The sequence below is a fragment of the Candidatus Amarobacter glycogenicus genome (genome assembly GCF_016704105.1).
GTDB classification, from domain to species: Bacteria; Chloroflexota; Dehalococcoidia; order Tepidiformales; family Tepidiformaceae; genus Amarobacter; species Amarobacter glycogenicus.
This window is the reverse complement of sequence record NZ_JADJAT010000002.1, coordinates 171529-190654: the sequence shown is the minus strand read 5'-3', so window position 1 is coordinate 190654 and position 19126 is coordinate 171529. Positions and strand designations below refer to the sequence as shown.

The window sequence follows — 19126 nt, the reverse complement described above, 5'->3', positions numbered from 1 at the left end:
CGGAGTTTAGCATCGGGCGAAATTTCGCGCCTGCAGGCGGCCGCGGCTATCATCCGATAGCGCTATCGATCGATAGCAGCGAACGATGGAGTGCCTGCATGCGTATCGAACGAGTTGGAGTCATCGGTTCTGGCCTCATGGGGAGCGGCATCGCCCAGGTGGCGGCCTATCACGGGTTCAACGTCACGCTCGTCGATATCGACCAGGCGCGCGTTGACGCCGCGATCGATGGCATCCACCGGCGGCTCCTCCGCGAGGCTGAACGCGGCAGGATCACGACCGAGGATTGCGAGGCTTCCTACCAGCGCCTCCATGGCGTCGCCGATATGGACACGCTGAACTCGATGGCGAGAGTGGATGCGGTGATCGAGGCTGTCGTCGAGGACCTGGAGGTGAAGGGCAGCGTGTTTCGCCGCCTCGGAGAGGTCTGCACGCCTGGCACTCTGCTTGCGAGCAACACCAGCTCGTTGCCGTTGAGCGACCTTGCGGCGGCGAGTAAGCGTCCCGAGCGAGTCATCGGTCTGCACTTTTTCAACCCGCCGTGGGCACTGAAGCTTGTTGAGATCGTCTCGACCGCGAGCACGACTGACGAAACGCTCACCGACGCAATGCGTTTCTGCGAGAAGCTCGGACGCGTGCCGGTGCAAGTGAAGGACACCCCGGGGTTTATCGCGAACCGGCTGTTGGTGCCGTTCATTTTTGACGCGATCGACCTGCTGGACAGCGGGGTCTCGAGCGCGGAGGACATCGACAACGCGTGCAAGGTGGGCCTGAACCACACGATGGGGCCGCTCGCAACCGCCGACCTGATCGGGCTGGACACGCTGAAGCTCATCGCCGAGAGCATGTTCGAGGAGTACGGCGAGCCTCGCTTCAAGGCGCCGACGCTCCTCCGGCGGCTGGTGAGCCTGGGACACCTGGGACGGAAGACCGGGCGGGGCTTCTTCAGGTACGCCGAGTAGCCTCCCGGAATTGCGGCTGGGCGCACTGGCCCTAACGCGTGACGCGGCAGGTACGATTGCCCCGATGTGATGCAGCTCGAATTCAGCGGACGGATCTGGTTCTGGAAAGGGCCGGCGCCGTGGTATTTCGTCACCGTCCCCGGGGAGCAGTGCGCCCAGCTCAGCGCCGTCGCGGGCGCCGTCACCTATGGCTGGGGCATGATCCCGGTGAGCGCGGAGATCGGCCGGACCAGGTGGACTACTTCGCTCTGGCCCAAGGATGGCAGCTACATCGTGCCGCTGAAGTCGGCCGTCCGAAAGGCTGAAGGTCTGGACGAGGGAGGCGTAGCGCGGGTGAGGATTTCCCTCTCGATCTAGACGTGGACGACCAGGCCATCCGACGCCCGTTCCATCTCCACGTCCGCGGCAACGATCATTTCCTGCGTCATGTGGGTAAGGACGATGCGCCGGCACCCGAGTTCGCCCCGATGTTCGAGTAGTTCGCCATAGCTCAAATGGAACGGCACGCGGCGGTCGCGGAAGTATGCCTCGCAGATGAGCAGGTCGGCGCCGGACGCAGCCTGGACCAGCGCCGGAGTCCAGGCGGTGTCTCCGGAGTACGCGATCGTGCGACCGCCGATTTCCAGTCGCAGGTGATGTGCCGGAGCGCCGCTGGCGTGGTCGGCCGCGAAGACCCTGACGGTTGCGCCTGCGAGCGAGGCCGCCGCTAAAGGCTCGAGCTCGTCGACTACGAGCTTGAAGCGGCGCTCGACGCGGCTGGAGCCTGGGTACAGCACCTCCATCGCGAGGGCGATGCGCTCCCGGGAGCCAACCGGCCCGACCACACGCAAGTCGGCCTCACGCCGCGAGAACTGCCCGTCGAGGACGAGGAATGGGATGCCGCCGAAGTGGTCGCCATGCAGATGGCTGAGCAGGACGATGTCGATGGAATTCGGGTCAATGCCGAGCCGCTTCATACCGATGAGTGACGACGTGCCGCAGTCGAGGAGGACTCGCTGGCGGCCGTCATCGACGAGAATGCACGCCTGAAGCCTGCCGCCGCTCCCGAAGGCGTCGCCGGAGCCGATGAAGGTGACGGTCACCGGAGGGGTCACTCCGTTGCGGCGCCTGCGAGGATCGCGTCGACCGTTTCGCGGGTGGTCAGATGGGAAGAATCGACCCAGAGCCCGATCTGCGCCGTCTCCTCGCGCAGGACGCGATCAAACGCATCGATCTCCCCGCGGTTCCGGTAGCCAGACTTCCCCCGCTGACGTTCGCGCACCGAGACGGTCTCCGCGTCCGGGCAGAGGACGGTGACGAAGAGCGGGTAACTCGCGAACTTCGCCACGACATCTGCGAGGGCCGGGCCGAGGATGATGTCCTGGTAGACAACCGAGAATCCAGCGTCGCAGTACGACTTGGCCGCGGCGATCGCCAGGTCATAGCGCAGATCTAGCTGCGCTTTCGCTTCGTCGGAAAGTTCAACGCTCATCGGCGCCTGGCCGTTCACGATCATCCTGCGGAAGGCGTCGCCGCGGAGGTGGACGCTTCGTGGAAGACGCTCGGCCAGCGCCTGCGCGACCGTCGATTTGCCCGAGGCCATCAGGCCGGTGATGAGGAAAATGCGCGCGCTCATCGTGCCGCCACGGAGGCGATGTCCGCGATCTCATCGAGGATGGCGCGGCATTCGTCGTCCGTGTTGTAGAAGTGTGGCGCGATCCGGATTCCTGCTCCGGGGCGGTAGTCGATGACGAAGCCTCGCCGGATTAGTTCATCCTTCACGAGCTGAGCGTTGGGCAAGTCGACGGTGACGTGGTTGCCACGCCGGGCGAACTCAAGGGGTGTGTTGACCGTGAAGCCGCGTTCGAGCGCCCCATCGACAAGGATCTGAGTCTGGCGGCGAGACTGTTCGCGGATGGCTTCGACGCCAACTTCGCGAATGATCTTGTAGCCTTCGCGGGCCTGGTAGTAGGCGGGCATGTTGGGGGTGCCTCCGGTGAAACGGCTGATACCCTCAGCGTACTCGATTGGCGGCGATTCGAAGCCGAACGGCCGCGCATGGGAGAACCAACCCGCCAACCGCGGCTCGAGCCGGTCGACGATATTGGGGTGAGCGTAGAGGTAGCCCGCGCCCGGGCCGCCGCAGAGCCACTTCACCGAACCGCCGACGAGGAAGTCGACGTCCAGCTCCGTGACATCGAACGGGACCGATCCCATGGACTGGTATGCATCGAGGAGGACGAGGGCGCCGTGAGCATGGGCCTTCTCCACGAATGGCCGAATGTCAACGAGTTCCGCGGTCCGGAAGAGGACATGGGAGAGGACGACAAGGACGGTGCGGTCGCTGATGCCGTCGAGCAGTTCGCGAGCGGGAAAAACGAGAGGGTCGTTTCCGACACGGACGACCTCCGCGCCGATGCGCCGCTGGCCGTCGAGGAGGTACTCGACGGTCGGGAACTCGCCGGCGCAGTGAAGGATCTGGTTGCGCGGCAGTTCGTATTCGAGACAGGACAAGATCTCCGCGAGTGCATTGGTGACGTTCTGGCACATCGTCATGCTGCCGCGGGGTGCGTGGACGATGTCTTCGAGGATGGCTGCCGTGTTCGCTACCTCCGGCAGCCAGGTGTCCCAGGCAACTACCCCCTGGGAGGCCCAGAGCTCGGTGTACTCGCGGAGCGACTCCGTGACGGAAGCGGGCATCGCCCCGAGGGAGTTGTTGATGAGGTAGGTCTTGCTGGCGAGGATGGGGAACTTCGCCCGCCAGGAAAGCAAATCGGGCATGCCCGAAAGCATGCCCGATGCGGTGATTCGTGGGAAATACGCCTAGCGCGGGAGGCCGACGAGGATCTCGCCGTCTTCGACTTTCACAGGGTAGGTCTGCATGTCCTCGGCATTCATGCTCGGCCGCGCGAATTTCGGCACGGGGAACGCCTGGTACGGCATTGGGATGAACTGGATGAGGTTCCAGAGCTTCGATTGGATGCCGCCGAGGAGCGGGTGGTCGTTGTTCCACTGGGAGGTGAACGGCTGCCGTACGGCTTTGCCGCTGCTCACTTCAAAACGGGCGCCATGGAACGGGCAGGTTACGCAACCGTCCTGGATGGCCATTGCCTTGATCGGTGAGCCGGGGAGCCCTGCCATCGGCAGGCGCGCGTGCGAGCAAAGCGCGTTCATCGCGTAGATGTCGTCGCCGCGGCGAGTGACGAGGACGCGTTGGGCGCGGAGGCGCATCTCTTTCGGCACGCCGTCGGTGTAATCGCGGACGAGGCCGGCCTTTGCCCACCTGGTGAGCTTGGCGTGGGCCTTGTTGTCCTTCGCACGGAACGGCACGGGTGCATCGAGGCCGAGAAGCGGCGACACGACGACCTGCATGAGTCCCATCGAGGTGAGCCCGAGGACGAGGAAGAGGATGCCGCCGAGGGTGTTATCGGACGACGTTGTGGGGTCTCCCGGGAAGAAGAGCATGATGATTCCCGCAGCGATCATTCCGATGCTGGCGAGTCCCCAGGTCCCAAGGATTGATACTCCCAGGACAGCAAGCGCAGGTGACACAGGCCGAACCTCCCGGAGGTGGATACTACCCCGATTGTGCAGAATTGCGCAAAGTCACTATTCGCCTCAAGCGCCGGAATGGTGTTCTGTCAGGCCCTCGAGGAGGACGCGGACGCGTTCGGGGGCGGAAAGATGCTGGCGAATGCGCGTTTCGAAGTCCTGGCGATCCCTGGAAGCATGCCATCGGCGCCAATCGCCAAGGCCGAACCATGTCGAAATGACGACGAGGTTCTGAGGATCTTCGCTATCGCGAAGCGTTTCGCCGCTGATGTAGCCGGGTTCATCGAGACAGCGGACGCGGAGGGCGCGCAGCACCTCGAGCACGCGCCGTTCTTGCCCGGGGAGTACACGCCGTTCGATGACTACTTTTACTGCCATTGCCCGTCCATGTTGAGCGCGCGGTAAGCGCGGCGGAAGTACACGAGTGGGAGTCTGGTGGCATCGAAGGTGGCGCCGACGACCCGGCCGATGGCGATGGTGTGGTCTCCGCCGGGAACGGCTTCTTCGAGTTCGCAGTCGATCTGGGCGATCGCCCCGGAGATGAGGGGGCTGCCGGTCCGCATGCTCTCCGTCGCAAATTCGCCGTCGAAGGCAGTTGCGGGGTCTCGCCCGGACGTCGAGAAGTAGGCGGAAACGCCCTCCTGGCCAGCGGCGAGGATGCTGACTCCGAAGTGCTTCGACTTTCGAATCATGTGGGGCAGGTGGTTGCTGTCCTGGAGGCTTACGAGGATCAGCCGGGGTTCCATGGAGAGGGACGAAAAGCTCGACACGGTAATGCCGTAGACGAGCCCGTCGAGTTTCGTGGTAACGATGGTGACGCCCGAGGCCCACGAGCCGAGCGCGCCCTTGAAGTCCTCCGGGGTGACGCTCGTCATTTCCGGCGGCCTAGAGCGACTGGAGGCTGGGCACCATGTCCCAGAGGGCATGGACGGTGGTATCGACGAAGTAGCGGCTCATCGGCAGCGAGGCGATGAGCTGGTCCATTTCTCGCGGGTCAGCGGCGTCATAGATAGCGAGTACACCGAGGCCGGTCTCGCGGTAGATGGCGCGGATCTTGCCCTGGTCGTACTGGGCCTTCACGGCCTTGAGCTGTTCGCCGACGACGGCCTGCCATGCCTCTGGCGAGACATCGGTAGGCTGGCGGGAAACGAGACGGACGGAAAACAGCATGGAGGGCTCCTGGAGCGGGGTGGAGCCAGATTATAGGGGATGGGCGGGGAAGGGGGTTCAGGTCAAGAACTTGCGGATATGCAAACGGCAGACCTTACAGAACGGCGCGGCGACATTCCGCATCCTGCAGTTGCGCGTGGGGCGAAAGAATCCGCAAGGAGAATGGTTCGCACCCTGAAACACCCCAACACCATCCTCAAGCCCATCTTCGTGGCGCTGGTCGCACTGGCCGCACTCAAGCTTGGGGCGAAGGTCCGTGGGATACGGAGGTTTCAAGTTCCATGGGGTTTGCGCGGCCGAACTCGACACATTCGAGTAGAAAACCGTGCCGGTCGCCCCCCCGTCATTCACCTCGCATCCATCCCAGTAGTCATACTCGTCAGCGAGATCCATCGAGTGACCCAGTTCGTGCAACGCAAGCCCGACAGAATCGCAACTGGAGGATGCGGCCCAGCAAATATCGGTATGCTCTTCGTCGGAGAAGGCACCACCGTAGTGGGCAGTATTGACTAACACTAAGATGGCTGCAAAGTTCTCTGATGAGTCAGACAGAGGGAACACACTCCTGAAAGCATCTCGTCCATGGCTTATAATCCTAGAATTCGTGTTTGTCGTAGTCCCTGCTAGTAACCGGCAATCAGCTGAAAAGCCAGAGTCGAAATATGTCTTCGGGTGGGCTACATTGAATCCATGAGCGCAGCCTTTAGGAATATCAGCACCTGACTCTTTAGACCAATAGGGCTGGGCATATATCTTGAGTTTGCGGTTCTTGAATTTAAACTGTTTGTTGATCGATTTAATGAGCGTTGCACAATGCTCTTTTTACAAATACTGAAACCGCTTCAGCCTTTGTATACCCGTCGCCTATGATCAAGATGGAAAACAAGAATTTACTATTTCCAGTATCGTCGACGAGAGTGAGCAGTGGACCGACTTTACCGCCGTGTTGACTTGTCATTTGCTCTTCGACCTCGGTATCTGACAGGCACGGTCGCCACGAAAGGCTCCGCGACTCCATTGGGCCTCGGGCCACCTGGGCCCTCATTCGACAGATGAATCTGGAGTTCGTCCGCAATCAAAGCTGTATTGAGCGGAACAACGACCCGGAAACGACGACGACGTTCTGAACCTTCTATGTGACCGAATCCAGCAATACCGAATGTCTCCGCATACTGGTTCAATGGATCTCGAGGTGCGGCGAAGTAAAGCAGTCGACCGCGTTTTGTTAGAGCAAACCAAAACGCTGAGCGAGCGCCACTGTCAGCGTCCGGGAGCTTCTTGACGCGCTTCGGCGGGGGGATGCGAGTGTACGGTAGTTCAGCGTATTTGCTGACCTTGATTTCGTTGCCTTCCAGGCAGAGGAAGATACCCAACGCCCGTTCGGCGGGTCCTGCGCCGGGCGTCGGGATAGGCGGATGGGTCAAATGTCTTGCCTCGATACTTTCCGCGTCTCAAGCCAAAAGACATTGGCGAGCGAGGCGCACGTTATTCCATTGAGATTTCTGCCCATGTGCCATTCCAGCTTGATGGTTTGGAACCCAGCTTTGAACGGGGGCGCCGACGCCAGTTTGGCTTTGTCCGGCCAGTCTCCGCCGGTCGTTCCGGGTGGCCACGTCCAGTTGGCCGGGTTTACGGGACTTGGGCCGAGACTCACGGAATCTTCGAGGAACCATAGCAGCCTCTCCGCGACGTGTTTCTCGGCTGCAGCACCGCTAAAGTTGACACTAGGTGGGAGCATCCACCAGTGGGGGAGTGGGAAATCGAACCAGTCAACATCGAGGTGAGCACGATTGGAACTGATGCGAGTCACCCCGGCTCTTGCGCCAACTACGGACAGCCGAGCGTCCAGCCAAACGTCCATCATCTTCTTGGATACGCCCGAGTTCGCGAGTTTCATCATCTCGGCGCCAAAAGTGAGGCTGTTCCAAGTGCCCAGTCGGAAGCGCAAGGCTCTCAACATGAGGATGGTCTCCCACCGGGCCTGTTGGTCGGCCAACTTGGTTTCCAATTGCGCCAGGGTCTTCTGAAAGTAGTCGGTGTTGGGTATGTTGCTCGACGTCCAGGTGACGAAGGCGACGCCTCCGACGTTGGAGTTGTCGGCCGGAAGCTTGGGCGGTCCACCGGGCACTGACATCGCGACATCCTTTCTCACGTGACGGCAGCTAGGGAGCGGATGCGGACTATGCTCCCGACAGAATTATCTTGTCAATACCTGAATAGTATTCGCCTGGGAATCAGGTTCTGGCCGCCAGGTGCGCGGCTTCTGTCCGGTTTGCCGCCCCGGTCTTTCCGAGGATATTGGCTACGTGGCGGATCGCGGTGTGGAGGCTGATCACGAGCTCGTCGGCTATCTGCTGGTTCGTCATGCCACGCGCGACCAGGCCCAGGACTTCAATTTCGCGGGTGGTCAGCTCGTCGAGGGCCGCGCCGTGCGCCCGAGCTGCCGTTGGGGGGTGTCTGCGGCGCGGCCTGCGAGGAATGCCTGTGCGTCCCTCGGGCTGTGGACGCCGATACGCCGGGAAAGGCGTTGGAGATGTCCCTCGACGGTTCGGGAGTGGATGAGCAGCCGTTCTGCGATACCGGGAGGTGGAGTGCCGCGGGTGTATTCCTGCAGGACTTCGAGTTCGGTCGCAGAGAATTCGTCCGGTGCCGGTTGCAAACCGGATGTCGACGCCGGGACGCCCGCTGCTGCGGCAAATTCCCGAAGCAGCTCGGCCGCTCCTACAAGGTCGAGGCGGCGGAACTCCCGGGCGGCACTGGCGGCGGCTTCGGCAACTTCACTGGTTGGCGCTGCCAATGCCGCGAGGAGCCTGGCCCGTTCGAATGCGACGAGGCCGACTTCCGGCGGAGCATTTGACTCTCTCGCGACGCGCTCAGCGATGTCGAGGTAGCCGGCAGCGAGCGCCGGGCGACCGGTGAGGCGCATTGCGATGGCCAGCGAACGCGGAAGCAGCAAGGGCGGTGCGATGCTGAAGTACACACCTCGGTCGACAACTGGCTGCAAGATGTCGGCGACTCGTTCTGCAAGCTCGACCGCGGCGGATGCTTCGGCGACCTCGGCGGCGACGGCGACGGCGCCCACGCTGGAGAAGTCGACAGGTTGCGTCGATAGCCGCAAGCCAGGCTCGCTGCCATTCATGGCCTGTCCGGCACGGATCCTCGGAAGTGTCTGGAGCGGGCGGGCGATGGTCGGGCCCGCCAACTGCGCCCATGAATCGGCAGCGTCGGCGGCTTCGTCGAACTCGCCTCGAAGGAGCCGGTCCCAGGACGCAGAAGCCAGGAGGATGAAATTCGCCATTGGATAGGTGGCACGCCGCGCCAGGGTGGCGGTCTCGTCCCTGAGCATGGTGGCGAGTTCCGGCTCTCCAGTGCTCACTGCGATCGAGTGGAACACGGCCGCCGCGAGGGCGCCGTTGCTGAGATCGTCGCCCGCGCGGGCAAGATCCCGAGCGTATGCCGAGGCCGCCCGCGCCCCGGAGAGGTCGCCCCGCTGCATCAAAGGCATCGCGAGGCGGGCCGCACCCCATCCTTTGATGCGAGGATTCGGGATGGCCTGCGTGTGCTCCATCGCCAAGAGGAAGTGGGTGATGGCGCGCTCTGGTTCGAGGTGGCGGTTGCGAATCAGACCCATCGTGGTTTCGGCGTAGGCGCGGGTCTCCGGGCCTTCCGACATCATGGCGGCGGCGTGGGCGTCTTCGCCGGCGGCGATGTCGTTCGGGTCACGGGCGAAGCAGAGCGTCTCCGCGCGGTGGACCAGCAGCTGTGCTCGAACGTCGCGAGCGTCGCTCCCCGCCGCCGCAGCGAATGCCTCGTACGCGCCATCGTCCGGTATTGGCTCACCGACGTTCGTGAACGTCCGCCACCAGCTCAGCAGGGAAAGCCCCCAGCCGTCGATGTCTCCCGCCTCCTGCAAGGCGTCAATCGCGCGTTCCTCCCATTTGCGGCAGCGAGTTCGGTCACCGTTGACGCTGCTCGCCCTGGCTGCACGGGCGAAGAGGTGTCCTTGCTCCCGGCGCCCCAGACTTTCGACATAACCGGGAAGGGCGAGAACTGCTTCGAAGAACCGCAGCCCCCTGGCCCAGGAGAAGCGGCTCATCGCTGCGTCGCCGGCGCGTTCGAAGATGGCGGCGGCCTCCGCTTGGTCGGGCCAGTCGCCGGCGGCGAGAACATGTTCGGCGATCTCGATCGCGTGGTCGGGTGAGGCGCCGAATCGGTCGATGAGGCTGCGGGCGATGTCGGCGTGGAGATGCTGGCGGCGGAGGGGGCCGAGCGAATCGACCACGGCTGCGCGAACCGTGCCGTGGGTGAAGGCGAATCCCCCGGGGACTTCGGCCAGCAAGCCCGCTGCGACCGCCGCATCTACCGCCGTTTCGGCCTCGTCGGAGGCGTGGTAGGGGGCGAGGTCAGTGGCGGAAAAGTGCTCGCCGACCACAGCGGCAGTCTGCAGGACCTTCAACGTCGCCGGCGCCAGATCGCCGAGTCGCCCGGCGACTGATGCTGGGGCGTTGGCGGGGAGGTGGACCGGGACGAACGTGGACGAGATTTGCAGGCGGTTGTCCGCGCGAGAGATCAAGTCGCGCCGCCGCAGCGTCTCGACGATCTCCCGGACAAAGAGCGGGTTGCCGCGGGTCGCTTCCATCACGGTTTCGAGCAGGAGCGGCTCACATGTGGCGTCTTCGATGACACGGACGAGCTCGTGGACCTCGCTGGCCGAGAGGCCTTCCAGCTCTATCCCGGCGCAGAAGGGCTCACGGCGGATCTGGTCCAGCGTGATACCGAACGGGTCGTTCGGAAGCGGAGGATGGTGCGTTACGACGAAGAGGGCGGAGAGCGGGCTGCGGCGGTCAAGCTCGGAGAGGTGGCGGAAATAGTCGCGAAGGAGCGTGCGGGTGCCGTCGTCGCCGAACTGGAAGTCATCGACAACGAAAATCATCTGCCGGCGGTTGGCGAGGTCGACGGTCTTGTCGGCGAGTCCTGCCGCGATGGACGCGAGGTTTTCGCCGCGGAGAATCGCCAGGCTGTCCCCGTCATCCGGGGAAACAAGCCCCGCACGGACCAGTTGCGGGATCAGGCCGGTCGAGAAGGGGAGATGGGGCGCGCCGGAGTCTTCGGAACAGCGGCCCCAGACGGTTTGCCAGCCCTGAGCGTCGGCTTCGGTGAGGAATTCCCGGACGAGTGATGTCTTGCCGACCCCCGGCTCACCTTCGATTAGGGCCAGCCGCGCTTCGCCGTTGGCGGCCATGGCGAGCTGCTCGCGCAACCATGCCAGCTCGCGTTCCCGTCCAACGAAGGCTGGCTTTCCGCCCGGGGCCAAAGTGCGTAAGGCGCTGGCCATCCGGTTTATTCCCAGGCGCGATGGTACTCCGGACGTAAAGGCCTCTCAATCCCCGGCCTCGAAAGCCCCTGGGACCGGGGGATGACCACTTCGCGGTCCGGCGGCAATGGCTATCGGAAATAGCAATTTCTGGCCATGAGAACGCGTTCCGGGGGGCGCACGATGCGAGCACGTCGAAATGACGGCCCGGGCCACCAAAGAGGACGAGCAGTCGCCCGCCGAAATGGCCACACACACCCGGTTTAAAAAGGAGACCGACATGAACCTGGAACCCATCAGCGAACTCGCCCTGGCCCATATCGCGGACTACGAACGGCTCGTAAACCGCCTGCTTCTCGAGAGGGAAGCGAAGGCCGCCAACGCAGAAAGCCGCGCCCGGAACCCGCAGCCAAACCGGCGCTACCTCCCCTGGTCCGTGGGATGGCACCGGCACGGCGCGACCAACTGATCCGCTCGATAGCTCAAGGAGAAACAGCAGTGACTACTCAACACCACCCGCGCCCGGCATCGTTCGCCGGCCCCATCGTCTTCGTTGCCGGCCTCGCTGCCGTCGCCGGAATCGCGGCCGTCGGCCTCACCCGTTACGACCGCGGAAACGACAGCGGTCCTTCGACAAGAGAGGTCTCGCAGAGCGTCTGGGTCGCCCCAGCGCCGCCAACCGCCGAGGAATTGCTCCAGGCCGCGATGGCCCTCCACGAAGCGCAGACCGACGCCATCTTCGGGCCGCTGCGCCGCCCGGTGAACCCGACCGACGAAGTTGCGCAGGCCCAGGCCGAGCACGACAACGCCGTGGCCGCGTACCTCGCACAGTCGCAGGGTTCGACGGACGGAGTCAGCGTGGCGAACACGGTCTCTGCGGACGCCGTGATCGCCCAGGTCGTGGCCGAGCATGATAACGCCATCACGGCGGCCACCGGTGTCGGGCCTTCGGGCGAGACTACGGGAGTGACGCAGCCCGACTACGAGCAGGCGCTGGCGAATGCCATCGCTGAGCACGAGTACCGGATCGCGCAACTCGGCTGGTGAGCATTGCACGGCACGGTAAGTCCCCGAGGCGGGGCCGGAGTTTCCCGGCCCCGCCTTTCTTTGGGTCGAAACCGCGTCAGCGGATGAAGAGGACGAGTGCCACGAGCAGCCCGTAGCTAATGACGGAAACGCGCAGCCAGCGTTTCCCGAGGCGGCGTGCGACACCTACACCGAGGTAGCCGCCAGCGAGCGCGGCGACCGCCATGACGGCTGCCGGCAACCACTCCACCGGGCCGAAGGCGGCGAAGTACACCACGGCAACGAAGTTGATGAGCGCCGAAAGCAGGCCCTTGAGGGCATTCGAATGTTGCAGGTCGTCGGGGAGGAGGATGCCGAGGACGGCGAGCGTGATGATCCCCAGCCCGGCGCCGAAGTAGGCCCCGTAGATGGCGAGGACGAAGACCGCGCCGTGGAGGAGCGGCGGAACGCGGTCGCCGGGCTGAGCGGCGAGGCGATGGTGTTGCGCCCAGGCCCCGAGCCGGTCCTGGAAGGCCATCAGCCCGCAGGCAAAGAGGATGAGGAACGGGACGATCCGATCGAAGAACGATTCGGATGTGGCAAGCAGGATGATGGAACCGGCGACGGCGCCAAGCACGCTGGGCAAGGTCAGCGCGACGATCCGGCGGCGCTGCCGCTGGAGTTCACCGCGATACCCGTACGAACCGCCGACGTAGCCCGGCCAGAGGGCTACCGAATTGGTGACGTTCGACGTCTTGGAAGGGTAGCCGGCCGCGAGGAGGGCAGGAAAGCTCACGAGCGAGCCGCCGCCGGCGACAGCGTTGATGGCTCCGGCAGCGAACGCGGCAGCGGCGAGGAGTAACGCCTCAAGCGGCGTCACCGCCTGTTACCGTGGCCGGAGGCAGAGTCGAGGCGAGGATGCACCAATCAGTCTTTCGCCACCAGGGGCAGCGTCAGGACGAACTTCGCCTGGAAGGGGAGCGCGCCGACATCGCCATCGGCGTCGGCCAGTGGCACCTGGTAGAAGAGGTTCTCGTCAGAGCAGGTATTGGATGAGTTGAAGTCCTTGCAGGCCACGCTCGCGGCGTCGGGCACGGCATCGCCGACGGCGCCCATGGCGTCGCCCGCGAAGGTGAATGTGAACACGCCAGCGGTGACCGGGCCATTCCACATGCAGCTGGGGGCGCCCCCGGATCCGACAACATCGGCGCTGCCGTTCGTGGTGCTGGTGCAGGTCAGCGTCCGATTGGCCAGGTCGGGATCACCGGCGAGTTGGATCGTCAAGGACTGGTCCTGGGCAACCGTGAGGTTGACGGTGGCCACGTAGGTCACGCGGGTGCTCTTGGAGACGAGCGTGCCAGCGACCGGGACCTGACTCACTTCGGAGGTCAGGACGGAAGCCGGGATAAGGGTAAGGGGCCCAACGTTGGCGTCGGCATCGCCCAGGGCGACGAGGTTGCCGGAGTCCTCATCGCTGCAGAGGTTGTCGGCATCGGTATCGGTGCAGACGACGCTATCGACGGACGGGCCCGCATCGGTCACCGGGCCGGTCATCTTGCCGGTGAAGGTAAAGAGGAAGGTCCCGGCCAGAACGGGCGCGTCCCATATGCAGGATGGGGCCCCGGAGGTCCTCACATTGTCCGCCGGGCCGTTGCTCGAGCTCGAGCAGGTGAGCGTGCGCTCGGTGAGGCCAGGCTGGTCCTTCAGCTGGATGGTCAAGGGCCATGTTTGCGGAACCGTCAGGCTAACGGTCGCGGTATACGTGACGACGGCGCCATAGGCGGCAGCGCTACCGCCGGGAGGCGCCTGGTTGAGTTCTGCGGAAACGAACGGAGGGGCGAGCAGTGCGATGGGGCCGACGTCGCCGTTGCCGTCGGACAGGGCGAGCTTGTCGCCGGGCGCTTCGTCGTTGCAGGTGTTCGACGAGTTCGTGTCGGTGCAGACAACGCTCCCCGGAAGGAGGCTGGCGATCGGCCCGGCGGCCTTACCGGAGAAGACGAAGGTGAATGTGCCGGCAAGTACGGGCCCGTTCCACAGACAACTTGGCGCGCCGCCCCAGCCGACGGTATCGGCCGCGCCGTTGGTCGTGCTCGTACATACGAGCGCGCGGTCGGTGATGTTGGCACTTCCCGACATCTGGACGGTGAGCGATTGTGCCTGGCCGGCCGAGAGGACGACGGTCGCCGTGTAGGTAACGGTTACCCCGGCGGCAACGGCGGATCCAGCGGGGGGCACCTGGCTGACTTCGGTGGTGGCTGCCGGCGCTGCCGCCTGGGCTGGGCGCAGCGAAACGACGCCGAGGGTGAGGAGGGCCGGGAACAACAGGAGCAGCATTGTCCGAGTTGATAGTCGTGGCATCCGTCTCACCTCGCCGTTCATGGCGGGAGTATAGGTCGGAGGGAGGCTTGCCGCGAACGGCGCATGAGCGGCCGCGCCGGGTACGATTGCGGGCGATGTCCCCCGAGAGACCGTTGCTGACGTTCGACATGGATGGCGTGCTCTGCCGGCCGCCGTTCGGGATCAACCCCGGGAGCGGACGGCACAAGCGCCGCGACGCACCCGGCCAGAAGGGCCTCCTCTGGGCGACCGAGAGCTGGCGGTACCACTTTCGGAAGCCGATGCCTGGAGCCGTCGAAGGCTACAAAGAGCTGGCACAGGTGTACGCGTGTGCGGTGGTAACGGCGCGGGGAGAGCCGGCCGGGGGACTCACGCGTGCGTGGTTCGAACGCTACTTCGGCTTTGTCCCGGAATTGCACATGCGGCCAGGCTGGGGCGAGACCTCGGCGCAATTCAAGGCCCGAAAGATGGCCGAGCTGAAGCCGGTGGCGCACTTCGAGGACGACCCGTTCACCGCCCGGTGGGTCGCCGAGCTGACTGGTACCGTCTTCCTCATCGACTGGAAGCGGAACCGCGGGCTTTCGGGCGACGGGATCCAGCGGGTGCGCACCATCGCGGATGCTGTGCCGCTGCTGGAGCGGGCCGCGCACCCCTAGCCACGTATACTCGGCGCCAAACCCCAGGGGCGAGGTGCAGCGCGATGGTCGAGATCTGGACGAACTCCGCCGGGATGCCTTCGGCAGTTGCCCGCCGGGCGGAACGCGCGGAAGCCTCCGGGTATGACGGCGTGACCACGGTTGATTCCCAGAACCTTTCGGGCGATTGCTACGTCGCGCTCGCCCTGGCTGCGACGGGGACCGGACGGATCAAGCTCGGGACGGGGGTTACGAACCCCTTCACGCGCCACCCGGCGGTCACCGCGTGCGCCATCGCGACGGTGCACGCGGTCTCGCAGGGACGGGCGGTCCTGGGTATCGGCCGCGGCGATTCGGCGCTCGCGCACCTGGGTTTTTCGCCATCTCCGGTAAAGCAGTTCGAAGACTACCTCTGGCGATTGCAGGGATACCTGAACGGCGAAGAGGTGCCGTTCGAGGCGAGTGGCAACGTCGATGCGCTGCGGCTCGCGAACCAGCCGACGGCAAGCCGGATCGAATGGTTGCGGCCCGGCCGCTACCCGAAGATCCCGGTTGATGTTGCGGCCACGGGACCAAAGGTCATCGCCGCGGCGGCCCGGCATGCGGACCGCATCACCTTCGCCGTGGGGGCCGACCCGGCGCGTATCGCCTGGGGCATCGAAACCGCGCGGGCGGCACGCGTGAAGGCCGGGCTTGATCCGGAGATCCCCTTCGGGGCGTACGTGAACGTCGTGGTGCATGACGACCCGGAGGTTGGCCGACGGCTGGGTGAGGGAGGCGTTTCGCTCTTCGCTCGCTTCTCGGCGATGCATGGCAGCGCGGTCGGCCCGACCACCGAGGAGGAGAAGCGGGTGATGGAGGGAATCCACGACGCGTACGACACGACTCGGCACAGCCGCGCGGGGAGCCCCCAGGCCGCGGTGATCACCAGCGAGTTCGCGAGCGAGTTCGGCATTTTCGGACCGCCGGCGTACTGCCTTGAGCGGCTGAAGGGCCTCGTCTCGCTCGGGCTGGAGAAGTTGGTCGTGGTGGGGAGTTCGGCCGGGGCGAACCCGGACGAGGCGGCACGGGCGGAGCAGCGTTTCGTGGAGGAAGTGCTGCCGGGGCTGCGGTAGGGGCTGTTTCGCACTAGCAGCAGCGATCGCGGGACGGCCCGCGATGGAACCCAAGTGGCGATTCAGTGCCCTGGAAAGGCTGCGATTCTCGGGATTGGTGCATCGCGACCGTCCGTTCAACGGACTCTCTAAGGCTCATCGACATCTGGAGGCCGTGAACAAGCACAGGTCAAATGCGCTGCGCGTGTTTCAGGCATTCGTGGGCCCCCGACCGCGCGCCCCCGGCCCCCCGATCTTCGGCTCCTCCGTCACAGGTTTCCTGGACGGGTCGGCGGAGCCGGACCGCGTCGAAATCTCCCGGGCCCTGACGGGCTTCGTCACTCCTGCCGGCCAATAAGCTCCCGAGCATGGGCAACCCTTCGCTGCCTCGCAGCTCACACGGCGCGATCCTCCTCGGCCGCCTCGAAACAGGTCGGGAGCCGGGTCAGCCCATTTCCCACCCGAGCCACTCGCAGACGCCCCGGCCCATCACCCACTCCAGGTCGTCGCCGCGGAGCCAGGGGAGGTGGTCGGTGAACATGTGGATGCACTCGTAGTAGGTGCAGGGCATGCGGGTGAGGTCGGTGCCCCAGAACATGCGCTTCGGTCCGAAGGCGTCGAAGAGTTGGCGGAGGTGGCCGTGGAGGTCGGCGAAGGGGTAGGCCTCGCCCGACCAGTGGGGTAGGCCGGAGGCCTTCACGGCGACGTTCGGGTGGCGGGCGAGTGCGCACACCGCAGGCAGTTCGTCCCAGACCGAAGGGTCGTTGGGGCGAAGGCTGACGCCGACGTGGTCGATGACGAGCCTGAGGCCGGGGTGTTTCGTGGCGATGCGGTCCAACACTTCGAGATGACCGGGCACGAGGACCATGAGCGGGATGCCGGTGGCCTCGGCCGCAGGCCAGAGCCAGTCGGCCGAGCCGTCAGTGAGCATGTGGCGGTAATGCCGGTTGTGGAAGGCAAAACGCATGCCGAGCATGCCAGGCTGGTCGCGCCAACTCGCAACCTGGTCGCGGCTGGCCGGGTCGGTGAGCGAAAGCCTGCCCATGACGCCGAACCGGTCGGGGTAGGCAGCGGCGGCTTCGAGGGCGAGGTCGTTCCGGTCACCTTCCCAGGATGGAGGCACGAGGACGACGCGTTCGACCCCGGCCTGGTCCATCTGGAGGAGCAAGGTCTCCTTACTGATGGGGTAGGGGCGCTGCGCGTCAGCTTCGCGACCTGGCGGCCAGGGGCGAGCGGGGGTGTCCGGCCCCCAGAGGTGCACCTGGGAATCGACGATGCGCACGGTCTTAGCCGACCGCCGCCTCGACGTTGATGGCTGGCTCGCCATCGGACGCGGGAGAAAAGTTCAGTTTTTCGAAGCCGATGACCGCGCCCTCTCTGTCTTTCATGAGGATGACGTCGTCTCCGGCCTCTTCGCAGATGTAGGAAGTGCTCGGGTCGCCAAACCAAACCGTGAGCGTTTCCCCGACTGTGTCGTAGTAAACCTTCACTTCTGCCATGCCAAATCTCCTGACTTGATGTTAGTCGATTCGTACGTGGTGACCAGATAGCCCTCTTCTCCCTCGCGCCTCGTGACTGCAACGACCCAACGCCTCTGGCCGGTCGAGCGGTAGAACATGAGCGTGTGCCGCCGCGAAACACTGAACCGAATGATGTCCGGATTGGCGAGGGTCTCTTCAACCTCGGTCTCCCGGCCGCGCATTTCGGGATGCTTCTGTTCCATGATCGCGTCCCAAGCAGAACGCACGACGACCACGCGAAACCCCAGTGGAGTCGCTGCGTCGATGAGGACGTCGGTCGGCCGAGTCAGCGAACTTCGCCGAGCAACGCTCTCCGCAGGAGGAGGAGGGCGGTGGTGACGGCGCGGCGCTTCACGGCCTGACGGCCCTGGTTCATGGTCATGCTCAGGGCATGGGAGCCGCCTTCCGGAGTGGCGACGGCGACGTGGACGGTACCGGGCGGAATGCCGTCTTCAGGGTCCGGGCCGGCGACTCCGGTGATGCCGACTCCATAGTCAGCGCCGGCTCGCTGGCGGGCGGCCTGGGCCATGGCCTTGGCCGTTTCCTGGCTGACGACGCCGAACTCCTCGATGACTTCAGCGGAGACGCCGAGGTCGATCTTCTGCTGGGTGGAGTAGCTGACGTAGCCGCCGAGGAAGTACTCGCTCGCGCCGGGGACGTCTGTGAGGGTGTTCGCCATGAGGCCGCCGGTACATGACTCCATGACCGCGAGCGTCGTCCGCCGTTCGTGCATCTGGTCTGCGATGTAGCCCTCCATGGTGTCTTCATCACGTCCCCAGATGGCACTGCCGAAGATACGGTTCATTTCGTCTTCGACCGGGCGGATGAGTGCCCAGGCTTCTTCCCGGGTCTTCGCCTTGGCCCCGATGCGAAGGTGGACGCCATCGGCGCGAGCGTAGGTGCCGATACCGACGCCGGAGGCGCCGTAGAGCGGCTTCGCCATCTCATCGACAGTGCCTTCGCCGATGCCTACGGTCTTGATGGTGCGGGTGACGAGGACCTGTCCGTCGGAGCGCCGCTCAAGTTCGGGTTGGACTTCCTTGAGCCACATGCGCTCCATCTCTGGAGGGACGCCGGGCATGCAGACGATGATCCGGTGGTCGCGCTCGACCCACCAGCCAGGGGCGGTGCCGCGAGGGTTGTCGATGGCTCTCGCGCTTGGGATGAGCCACGCCTGCTTGATGTTTGATTCGGGCATGGGGTAGCCGCGGCCGGAGAACCAGGCGCGCAGGCGGGTCTCCAGGTCGGGGTCGACTTTGGGGTCTTCGCCGAGGACCTTCGCGATGCCTTCGCGCGTCATGTCGTCTTCGGTCGGTCCGAGTCCACCGGTGCAGAAGATGATGTCGGAGCGGTTCCAGGCGCGGTCGAACGTTTCGACGATGCGGCCGATGTTGTCGCCGACAACGGACTTGTAGAAGAGGTCGATGCCGAGCTCGGGGAGGCGCTGGGCGATGTAGGCGCTGTTGGTGTCGATGATCTCGCCGAGAAGGATCTCGGTGCCGATGGCGATGATTTCTGCTTTCACGGTGGCAGTGTAGAGAGCACGCGTGAGCGTGTG

At 64.7% G+C, this 19126-nt stretch carries 22 protein-coding genes; 6 read left to right on the top strand and 16 right to left on the bottom strand.

Translation table 11 applies throughout. The annotated features are described in order from the left end of the window. Positions 1-98 precede the first annotated feature (98 nt). Positions 99-962 (top strand): 3-hydroxyacyl-CoA dehydrogenase family protein, encoded by an 864-nt coding sequence (locus IPG14_RS05655; protein WP_343384341.1) that lies wholly within the window; start codon positions 99-101, stop codon positions 960-962. A gap of 69 nt (positions 963-1031) precedes the next feature. Beyond that, positions 1032-1319 carry a DUF1905 domain-containing protein gene (locus IPG14_RS05650; RefSeq protein WP_343391160.1) on the top strand — a complete coding sequence of 96 codons (288 nt, stop codon included), beginning with the start codon at positions 1032-1034 and terminating at the stop codon, positions 1317-1319. On the opposite strand, the gene IPG14_RS05645 is transcribed toward IPG14_RS05650, so the two are convergent. From IPG14_RS05645 to IPG14_RS05600, 10 genes are all read right to left on the bottom strand, one after another. Next, entirely contained in the window at positions 1316-2044 is a 729-nt protein-coding gene (locus IPG14_RS05645; RefSeq protein ID WP_343391159.1) for an MBL fold metallo-hydrolase, read from the bottom strand. The genes IPG14_RS05650 and IPG14_RS05645 overlap by 4 nt on opposite strands. Before the next feature lie 8 nt (positions 2045-2052). Continuing rightward, the gene (locus IPG14_RS05640) at positions 2053-2577 is read right to left on the bottom strand and encodes an AAA family ATPase (protein WP_343391158.1); all 525 of its coding nucleotides are present in this window, start codon (positions 2575-2577) and stop codon (positions 2053-2055) included. Continuing rightward, positions 2574-3722, bottom strand: a complete 1149-nt coding sequence (locus tag IPG14_RS05635; protein WP_343391157.1) for an aminotransferase class V-fold PLP-dependent enzyme — start codon at positions 3720-3722, stop codon at positions 2574-2576. The genes IPG14_RS05640 and IPG14_RS05635 overlap by 4 nt, the downstream gene beginning before the upstream one ends. 42 nt (positions 3723-3764) lie before the next feature. Beyond that, positions 3765-4493, bottom strand: a complete 729-nt coding sequence (locus IPG14_RS05630; RefSeq protein WP_343384346.1) for a Rieske (2Fe-2S) protein — start codon at positions 4491-4493, stop codon at positions 3765-3767. A gap of 66 nt (positions 4494-4559) precedes the next feature. Continuing rightward, the gene (locus tag IPG14_RS05625; protein WP_343384347.1) at positions 4560-4871 is read right to left on the bottom strand and encodes an antibiotic biosynthesis monooxygenase family protein; all 312 of its coding nucleotides are present in this window, start codon (positions 4869-4871) and stop codon (positions 4560-4562) included. Continuing rightward, positions 4862-5368, bottom strand: coding sequence for a flavin reductase family protein (locus IPG14_RS05620; RefSeq protein ID WP_343391156.1), 507 nt, complete (start codon positions 5366-5368; stop codon positions 4862-4864). Before IPG14_RS05620 ends, IPG14_RS05625 begins: the two co-directional genes overlap by 10 nt. 10 nt (positions 5369-5378) lie before the next feature. Then, positions 5379-5663 carry a muconolactone Delta-isomerase family protein gene (locus IPG14_RS05615; protein ID WP_343384349.1) on the bottom strand — a complete coding sequence of 95 codons (285 nt, stop codon included), beginning with the start codon at positions 5661-5663 and terminating at the stop codon, positions 5379-5381. A gap of 1420 nt (positions 5664-7083) precedes the next feature. Next, positions 7084-7797, bottom strand: coding sequence for a hypothetical protein (locus tag IPG14_RS05610; protein WP_343391155.1), 714 nt, complete (start codon positions 7795-7797; stop codon positions 7084-7086). Positions 7798-7897: 100 nt separating this feature from the next. Then, positions 7898-8029 carry a LuxR C-terminal-related transcriptional regulator gene (locus tag IPG14_RS05605; protein WP_343391154.1) on the bottom strand — a complete coding sequence of 44 codons (132 nt, stop codon included), beginning with the start codon at positions 8027-8029 and terminating at the stop codon, positions 7898-7900. A gap of 41 nt (positions 8030-8070) precedes the next feature. Then, positions 8071-10998 carry an AAA family ATPase gene (locus IPG14_RS05600; RefSeq protein ID WP_343391153.1) on the bottom strand — a complete coding sequence of 976 codons (2928 nt, stop codon included), beginning with the start codon at positions 10996-10998 and terminating at the stop codon, positions 8071-8073. A gap of 259 nt (positions 10999-11257) precedes the next feature. Between IPG14_RS05600 and IPG14_RS05595 the strand changes: the two genes are divergently transcribed. Both IPG14_RS05595 and IPG14_RS05590 read left to right on the top strand, forming a co-directional pair. Beyond that, complete coding sequence (locus IPG14_RS05595) at positions 11258-11446, top strand: hypothetical protein (RefSeq protein ID WP_343391152.1); 189 nt, start codon at positions 11258-11260, stop codon at positions 11444-11446. A gap of 29 nt (positions 11447-11475) precedes the next feature. After that, entirely contained in the window at positions 11476-12024 is a 549-nt protein-coding gene (locus IPG14_RS05590; RefSeq protein ID WP_343391151.1) for a hypothetical protein, read from the top strand. A 76-nt stretch (positions 12025-12100) separates the two neighbouring features. Here the strand turns inward: IPG14_RS05590 and IPG14_RS05585 are convergent, their stop codons facing one another. Both IPG14_RS05585 and IPG14_RS05580 read right to left on the bottom strand, forming a co-directional pair. After that, the gene (locus IPG14_RS05585; protein WP_343384355.1) at positions 12101-12862 is read right to left on the bottom strand and encodes a sulfite exporter TauE/SafE family protein; all 762 of its coding nucleotides are present in this window, start codon (positions 12860-12862) and stop codon (positions 12101-12103) included. A gap of 47 nt (positions 12863-12909) precedes the next feature. Beyond that, positions 12910-14361, bottom strand: a complete 1452-nt coding sequence (locus IPG14_RS05580; RefSeq protein ID WP_343391150.1) for a hypothetical protein — start codon at positions 14359-14361, stop codon at positions 12910-12912. 74 nt (positions 14362-14435) lie between these two features. On the opposite strand from IPG14_RS05580, the gene IPG14_RS05575 reads away from it, so the two are divergent. Beyond that, complete coding sequence (locus tag IPG14_RS05575) at positions 14436-14975, top strand: hypothetical protein (protein WP_343391149.1); 540 nt, start codon at positions 14436-14438, stop codon at positions 14973-14975. A 44-nt stretch (positions 14976-15019) separates the two neighbouring features. After that, complete coding sequence (locus IPG14_RS05570) at positions 15020-16069, top strand: LLM class flavin-dependent oxidoreductase (RefSeq protein ID WP_343391148.1); 1050 nt, start codon at positions 15020-15022, stop codon at positions 16067-16069. 424 nt (positions 16070-16493) lie between these two features. On the opposite strand, the gene IPG14_RS05565 is transcribed toward IPG14_RS05570, so the two are convergent. Genes IPG14_RS05565 through IPG14_RS05550 form a run of 4 tightly spaced genes read right to left on the bottom strand, consistent with a single transcriptional unit; the run spans position 16494 to position 19093 of the window. Then, positions 16494-17330, bottom strand: a complete 837-nt coding sequence (locus IPG14_RS05565; protein WP_343391147.1) for an amidohydrolase family protein — start codon at positions 17328-17330, stop codon at positions 16494-16496. Positions 17331-17334: 4 nt separating this feature from the next. Then, positions 17335-17547, bottom strand: a complete 213-nt coding sequence (locus tag IPG14_RS05560; protein WP_343389511.1) for a DUF2283 domain-containing protein — start codon at positions 17545-17547, stop codon at positions 17335-17337. After that, entirely contained in the window at positions 17535-17804 is a 270-nt protein-coding gene (locus IPG14_RS05555; RefSeq protein ID WP_343391146.1) for a hypothetical protein, read from the bottom strand. Before IPG14_RS05555 ends, IPG14_RS05560 begins: the two co-directional genes overlap by 13 nt. Positions 17805-17854: 50 nt before the next feature. Further along, positions 17855-19093: a competence/damage-inducible protein A gene (locus IPG14_RS05550; protein ID WP_343391145.1), complete on the bottom strand. Its 1239-nt coding sequence runs from the start codon at positions 19091-19093 to the stop codon at positions 17855-17857. Positions 19094-19126 lie beyond the last annotated feature (33 nt).

Coding starts and splice junctions, on each gene's coding strand:
- IPG14_RS05655 (WP_343384341.1), top strand. CDS start 99: ATGCGTATCGAACGAGTTGGAGTCATCGGTTCTGGCCTCATGGGGAGC.
- IPG14_RS05650 (WP_343391160.1), top strand. CDS start 1,032: ATGCAGCTCGAATTCAGCGGACGGATCTGGTTCTGGAAAGGGCCGGCG.
- IPG14_RS05640 (WP_343391158.1), bottom strand. CDS start 2,577: ATGAGCGCGCGCATTTTCCTCATCACCGGCCTGATGGCCTCGGGCAAA.
- IPG14_RS05635 (WP_343391157.1), bottom strand. CDS start 3,722: ATGCCCGATTTGCTTTCCTGGCGGGCGAAGTTCCCCATCCTCGCCAGC.
- IPG14_RS05625 (WP_343384347.1), bottom strand. CDS start 4,871: ATGGCAGTAAAAGTAGTCATCGAACGGCGTGTACTCCCCGGGCAAGAA.
- IPG14_RS05620 (WP_343391156.1), bottom strand. CDS start 5,368: ATGACGAGCGTCACCCCGGAGGACTTCAAGGGCGCGCTCGGCTCGTGG.
- IPG14_RS05615 (WP_343384349.1), bottom strand. CDS start 5,663: ATGCTGTTTTCCGTCCGTCTCGTTTCCCGCCAGCCTACCGATGTCTCG.
- IPG14_RS05610 (WP_343391155.1), bottom strand. CDS start 7,797: ATGTCAGTGCCCGGTGGACCGCCCAAGCTTCCGGCCGACAACTCCAAC.
- IPG14_RS05605 (WP_343391154.1), bottom strand. CDS start 8,029: ATGACGAACCAGCAGATAGCCGACGAGCTCGTGATCAGCCTCCACACC.
- IPG14_RS05600 (WP_343391153.1), bottom strand. CDS start 10,998: ATGGCCAGCGCCTTACGCACTTTGGCCCCGGGCGGAAAGCCAGCCTTC.
- IPG14_RS05595 (WP_343391152.1), top strand. CDS start 11,258: ATGAACCTGGAACCCATCAGCGAACTCGCCCTGGCCCATATCGCGGAC.
- IPG14_RS05580 (WP_343391150.1), bottom strand. CDS start 14,361: ATGAACGGCGAGGTGAGACGGATGCCACGACTATCAACTCGGACAATG.
- IPG14_RS05575 (WP_343391149.1), top strand. CDS start 14,436: ATGTCCCCCGAGAGACCGTTGCTGACGTTCGACATGGATGGCGTGCTC.
- IPG14_RS05570 (WP_343391148.1), top strand. CDS start 15,020: ATGGTCGAGATCTGGACGAACTCCGCCGGGATGCCTTCGGCAGTTGCC.
- IPG14_RS05560 (WP_343389511.1), bottom strand. CDS start 17,547: ATGGCAGAAGTGAAGGTTTACTACGACACAGTCGGGGAAACGCTCACG.